Here is a 4956-nt window from a genome sequence, read left to right as displayed (position 1 = left end):
CGCAGAATGGTGCTCGACAGAATGAAGTCGCCCAGCGGCCCGGTGAAGGAGAACAGCGCCACGACCGCCAGAATCGGCTTCGACAACGGCATAATGATTTCCACAAAAATACGGAAGTTGCCCGCGCCGTCCATCCGTGCCGATTCATCCAGATCTTTAGGAATCGAATCGAGATAGCCCTTCATCAGCCAGGTGTTCATCGGGATCATGCCGCCGACGTAAATCAGCACCAGCGCAATATGGCTGTTGATCAGCCCCAGAAGCTGCGACAGCACAAAAATAGCGATCAGCGCGGAGAACTGCGGGATCATCTGTAACAGCAGAAACAGCATCAGCCCGTTCTGCCGTCCTTTGAAGCGAAAGCGCGAAAAGGCATAGGCGGTACAGCTGACGCTGAGCAGGGTCAATACCATGGTCAGGAAGCTGATTTTCATCGAGTTCCAGTACCAGGTCAGGTAAGGCACGGTGCCGTTAAACAAATTGCGATAGTGCTGCAACGATGCATTTTCCGGAATAATCGAGCTACTGAGCAGGCTGTTGCCTGCATTCAGCGACGCGCCTACCGTCCAGATTAGCGGATAGATAATGATGGTTGAAACCGCTAACACCACCAGCCAGGTCAACGACAGGCGCACCCATTTTTCGCGTTTAATACTGACAGACTTCGCCATAACTGCTCCCTTACGCCATCTCATCTTGTTTAAACGACCGCGTCGCACGGAACTGCCACAGTGCAAGACCCACCACAAAAATCGACAGCAAAATAGTGATGGTGGCGGCTATGGCGTACTGCGAAGACGACATGGTGAGCTTATAAATCCACGACACCAGGATATCGGTCCCGCCAGCATTCGAGCCGGCTACCGCTGGCCCGCCGTTGTTAAACAGGTAGATGATGTTGAAATTATTAAAGTTGAAGGTGTACTGAGTGATGATGATCGGCGCAATGGCATAAAGCACCAGCGGCAGCGTAATGGTTTTTAACCGCGTCCACGCGCTGGCGCCGTCCATGATTGCCGCCTCATAGAGATCGTCAGGAATAGCCTGCAGCACGCCCGTGGTCATGGCGAAAACAAACGGAAAGCCTAGCCAGGTCTGCATCATGATCAGCGCCGTTTTGGTCCAGAAGGGATCGGTCATCCACGCCTTCGGCGCAATGCCAAAGAAATGAAGGATGGCGTTATTGATCACTCCAAAACTGTCGTTGAACATGCCGGCAAACACTAAAATAGTGACAAAACCGGGCACCGCCCACGGCAGGATAAAAATGGTACGGATCAGGGGCTTGAAGGGCAGATCTTTCTGATTCACCAGGATCGCCAGCATCACGCCCACGCTGCACTGCAGCGTAGTGGCCAGCAGCGTCCACACTACCGTCCATTGCAGCACATCCAGGAAAGTGGAACGCCATATCGACAGGGTGAAAATGTTGATGAAGTTTTTAAAAGCGACCCAGTCCACCAGCTTCGCCGGCGGCGTGTGGTAAAGGTTATAGTTGGTAAAGGCGATGGCGAAACCAAACAGGATCGGGAAGACCACCACAAACACCAGCAGGATAAAGCCGGGTGAAATCATCAGGTAGGGAAAGCCATCACGCAGCAGCAGCTGATACTGCTGGCGCACGCTGTGCAAGGGCTGATGGTCGTCGCGCTTCGCCCCGTTGATCCAGGCGTCACGCGCCGACAGCGCCCAGAGCGCCAGCCCGAAGGCAACGATAAGCACGCTGATAATGCCCTCGGCCAACAGGAAGATCGAGTTATCGCGCGGCACCTCTTCGCCCAGCGTGTAAAGCCCCCACAGCCCCTGCCGGAGAAAATCATGGAAGATGCCGGCAAAGCTACCCAGCAAAATCAAAAAGCAGAGCCCTTTGGCCCACTGCCGGTGGTAAAACTGGCCGCAGCCAGGCAGCAACGCCAGCAGGGCGCCGGTCGTCGCGTGGCGACGCGGACGCTTAAGCGTCGCCAGCTTTTCATCAGAAGAAATAGTCACACCCGGATCCTTATCCTGTGCGGGTTACCCCGCGAACCTGCATTACTGGTTACTGGCCTGCATCGCTTCGATCTGCATGGAAATTTGCTTCACGGCGTTATCCAGCGCGGCCTTCGGTTCCTGCTTGCCGGAAACGCTTAGCTCCAGCGCGGCGTTAGCCGGGCCCCAGACTTCCTGTATTTCCGGTACGCCCGGCATCGCCGACGCTCGAGTCGCCTGTACCGCTACCGCGTTGGCTTTCTCGTCATCTTTAATGATCGGATCGTTCATCAGTGCAGTTACCGGCGGGATCTCCTGCGTTTTCTGATAGCGCTCTTTCGCGTACTGCGGTTGGTTGATAAAGGTGATGAATTTCTGCGCCAGCGTCCGGTCTTTGCTCCAGGTCGAGACCACATAACCTTTGACGCCGAGGAACGAACTCATCGGCTTGCCGTTAGGCAGCAGCGGGAGCGGCGCCACGCCATAGTTGATGCCCGCCGCCTGATAAGGCTGGAAGGCCCACGGTCCGTTGATAACCGCCGCGGCTTTTTTCTCGGTAAACAGGGAGTCAATGGCATTCAGGCCGTTTTCGCCCATGATGCCGCTCGGTAACAGCCCTTCGCTGAAGAAACGCTTGAGGTAAGTCACGGCTTCGACGCTGCCAGCCGTGCTTAATCCGACATCCTGGGTAGCGAGGGCACCCTTGCTGTCTTTGCCAAAGATGTAGGCGCCCATCGGCGACATAACGCCCCAGCTGTAGTAAAGCTGGTCAAATTTCGCTAACAGGCCATATTGCTGCACCGCACGCTGTTTCTGAGAGAAAGCGCGATACTCCTCCAGCGATTTCAGCGGTGACGGCAGCAGATCCTTGTTGTAAATCAGCACCAGCGTTTCGACGGCTTTTGGGATGCCGTAAACCACCTTACCCTGCGTGAATGCCGCCATGGCGGATGGCGTGTAGATCGCCTGCTCTGCTGCTGCAACGTCCAGCGGCGCCAGTAGCCCCTGTACGACCGCGCTGCCCAGCTGATCGTTAGGGATAACCAACACGTCCGGCCCAATGCCGGCCGGGCCATCGAGTCGTAATTTTTCAACCTGCTGGGCAAACGGCATCTCCTGCACCTTCACCTCAACATTAAACTGCTTTTGAAAATCGACGACCGCCGTTTTAATGCCGTCCGATTTTTTAATATCCTCCCAGACGGTGAGCTGTTGCGCGGCCCAGGCCGACTGATTCAGCACCAAGGCTGACAGAAGAAGGGTAACGCCGGATTTGATTTTCATTAAACACCCCATGTGAAGGTATGACATTTTTAGCTGTCACGTGCTGTGATCAGGTCGCGCAATGGGCGTTTTGACTCGGCTTTCTCAGGCTACAAAGCCAAAACGACGTATCGCATTGGCGGCCTAAGCTACGCGTAACCGCGACCGCGCTCCAGCCCCTTCATATCAATGTGTGATCGGTATTACAGAAATCAACAACAGCGGTAGGGCGCGCTCCGGCACGGCGTTATAGTCAGCGCAGGCACCATCAGGGCTGACGTGAAAATGACAGAATTGTCATACGTAGTACATCCATAACCAGCCAAACCTTCTTGCCATGAGGATCAGCATGTCCAGTATCAGACTGAGAAACGTCACCAAACGCTTTGGTAAAACAGAAACGCTGAAAAATATCGATCTTGATATTGAGGCGGGCGAGTTTGCCGTTTTCGTCGGCCCCTCCGGCTGTGGTAAATCCACCCTGCTACGGCTGATTGCCGGACTGGAAGAGATAAGCGACGGTGAGATCCTGATTGGTGACGAGGTGATGAATGACATCGCGCCCGCTCATCGCGGCGTGGCAATGGTGTTTCAGTCCTATGCGCTTTACCCACATATGACGGTGGCAGAGAACATCGGCTACGGCCTGAAGGTTAACGGCGTGCCGAAAGCGAAGATTCAGCACCAGGTAGAGATGGTGTCGAAAACGCTGCAGCTTTCCCATCTTCTCGACCGTAAACCGAAACAGCTTTCTGGCGGCCAACGTCAGCGTGTTGCCATTGGCCGCGCTATTGTGCGTAACCCGCGGGTATTTATGTTTGATGAGCCGTTGTCGAACCTGGATGCCGAACTGCGTGTTGATATGCGGCTGCACATTGCCAGGCTGCATCAGGAGCTGAAGACCACCATGGTTTATGTCACCCACGATCAGATCGAGGCGATGACGCTGGCAGATAAGATCGTCGTGATGAACTACGGCAAGGTGGAACAGGTTGGATCGCCTATGGCGCTTTATTACAATCCGGTAAACCGCTTTGTCGCCGGCTTTATCGGCTCGCCGAAAATGAATTTCCTCCCGGCGCGCGTACAGCAGTGCGGCCCCAATGGACTTATCGCCAGTATCAATGAGGGCGAACATACGCTGCAGCTGCCGCCGCCAGTGCGCCTGTTACAGCCGGGCGACGCCATTACGCTGGGTATTCGCCCGGAGCAGCTACACATTGGCGGCGACGCCCCGCTGCATCTCGACTTTCACTGTGAAGTCGTTGAGCGGCTTGGCAATAATACCTACCTGTTTGGCCAGGGCCACGGTCACGATGGCTTCAAAATGCTGTTGCCGGGCGACGTGCATTTCCGCCCTTACCAGAAGCTGAAGCCCACTTTTCACCCTCATCACTGCATGGTGTTTGACGCCGAAGGCATGCGCATCAGCGCCGATATCGCTATGCCACAGGTTCGTGCTGCCTGACCCATAAGGCGACCTCTTTTCGTTCGCTGATGTCGGACGAAAAGAGAACGCCCCTCCCCTCTCTGCAGGCTCCAGTCATATCGCAACAAAAGAAAGCCTGACCTGCGGCTTTATAGCAGGTGGCTTCCATGCCTGACGAAGAGAAAAGCGGACTTAAGGCGTTATAGCAGGCTCTTTCCATGCACGGGAAAGAGAGAAGCTGACTTAAGGCGTTATAGCAGGTGCCTTCCATGCCCGACGGAGAGAAAAGTGGACTT

General features: G+C 55.1%; 4 protein-coding genes. 1 reads left to right on the top strand and 3 read right to left on the bottom strand.

Annotated features, from left to right (window positions below; genetic code table 11):
• The 3 genes from RTK32_RS09285 to RTK32_RS09275 form a co-directional block, all read right to left on the bottom strand.
• Positions 1 to 671: sugar ABC transporter permease (locus tag RTK32_RS09285; protein ID WP_312043286.1), on the bottom strand; the 671-nt coding region annotated here is incomplete at its 3' end.
• 10 nt (positions 672 to 681) lie between these two features.
• Positions 682 to 1989: a sugar ABC transporter permease gene (locus tag RTK32_RS09280; RefSeq protein WP_312043284.1), complete on the bottom strand. Its 1308-nt coding sequence runs from the start codon at positions 1987 to 1989 to the stop codon at positions 682 to 684.
• A gap of 42 nt (positions 1990 to 2031) precedes the next feature.
• Positions 2032 to 3252, bottom strand: coding sequence for an extracellular solute-binding protein (locus RTK32_RS09275; protein WP_312043282.1), 1221 nt, complete (start codon positions 3250 to 3252; stop codon positions 2032 to 2034).
• Positions 3253 to 3580: 328 nt separating this feature from the next.
• Between RTK32_RS09275 and RTK32_RS09270 the strand changes: the two genes are divergently transcribed.
• Entirely contained in the window at positions 3581 to 4699 is a 1119-nt protein-coding gene (locus tag RTK32_RS09270; protein ID WP_312043280.1) for an ABC transporter ATP-binding protein, read from the top strand.
• Positions 4700 to 4956: the final 257 nt, after the last annotated feature.

Origin of the sequence: Erwinia sp., assembly GCF_031978025.1 — a bacterium.
GTDB lineage: Bacteria > Pseudomonadota > Gammaproteobacteria > Enterobacterales > Enterobacteriaceae > Erwinia.
The sequence above is the reverse complement of the archived record's forward strand: the minus strand, read 5'-3'. Positions and strand labels throughout refer to the sequence as shown.